The following is a 1,166-nucleotide window of genomic DNA, read 5'->3' as shown; positions in this document are numbered from 1 at the left end:
GTAGGCGCCAGCCCGTAGAGGCATTCCGTTCGCAAGTTGATTTCTCAAAGAGTCTGGATCTAATCCGTAAGATCCTGTGCCATATGGAACATGGGAATTGGGAAGGGCAGGGAACATTTCAATTCTCTCTATAGTCGGTTGCGTGATCTGATTATTCAGAATCCAGTCTGAGTGCACCGCATAGACTGGAAATCAGGGCTGATGAACGCATTTCTGAGCTTACTTATTTCACTTATGCATCGAGTGAAATATTAGCCGCCGCGCTTTGAGCGTTTTGTAATGCTTTGTAAATTTGTTTTGCAGTTCAGAGGAGGCGATGCGCTCAACGCACGGCATGGTTTATGCGGACGGCTCAAGTTGCTCTAATCCGCCTAGATAAGGCCGCAGCGCCGCCGGTATGGTCACGGCGCCATCGGCGTTCTGGGCATTTTCAAGGAGCGCGGCGAGCGTGCGTCCGACCGCCAGACCAGAACCGTTCAAGGTATGCACCCATTCGGTTTTTCCCTGCGCCGTGCGGAAGCGCGCCTGCATGCGGCGCGCCTGAAACGCTTCCATATTCGAGCAGGAAGAAATTTCGCGGTATGTATGTTGAGCCGGGAACCAGACTTCAAGATCGTAGGTTTTCGCGCTTGCGAAACCGAGATCGCCAGTGCAAAGCGCCACTTTGCGATAAGGCAATTCGAGCTTTTGCAGAATCGCCTCGGCATCCGCAACCAATTTCTCCAGTGCGGCGTAAGAAGACTCGGGCGGCACGATGTGCACCAGCTCAACTTTGTCAAACTGATGCTGACGGATCAGTCCGCGCGTATCTTTGCCGTAACTGCCCGCTTCTGAACGAAAACAGGGCGTATGCGCGACAAACTGGAGCGGCAGCCTATCGTGAGTCAGCCGCATATCGCGCACTAAATTCGTCAGCGGCACTTCAGCCGTTGGAATCAAATAGAAAGCCTCTGTGGATTCCGCGACTTCAGGCGCGGCAACAGGCGATATGTGGAATAAATCCCCGGCGAATTTCGGCAGTTGACCCGTACCGCGCAGCGCCGCGGCATGCACAAGATAAGGCGCATAAATTTCGGTATAGCCGTGTTCGCATGTATGCACATCCAGCATGAAGTGCGCGAGCGCGCGATGCAGCCGCGCGAGCGGCCCGCGCAGCACTGAGAAGC

The 1,166-nt window shown here is 54.5% G+C and carries 1 protein-coding gene; it reads right to left on the bottom strand.

All coding sequences use genetic code 11. The features are described 5' to 3' along the window. Nucleotides 1–339: 339 nt before the first annotated feature. Nucleotides 340–1,166: serine--tRNA ligase (gene serS, locus CAGGBEG34_RS00300; RefSeq protein WP_042687106.1), on the bottom strand; the 827-nt coding region annotated here is incomplete at its 5' end.

Origin of the sequence: Candidatus Glomeribacter gigasporarum BEG34 (assembly GCF_000227585.1) — a bacterium.
In the GTDB taxonomy this organism is placed as follows: domain Bacteria; phylum Pseudomonadota; class Gammaproteobacteria; order Burkholderiales; family Burkholderiaceae; genus Glomeribacter; species Glomeribacter gigasporarum_B.
The sequence above is the reverse complement of the archived record's forward strand: the minus strand, read 5'-3'. Positions and strand labels throughout refer to the sequence as shown.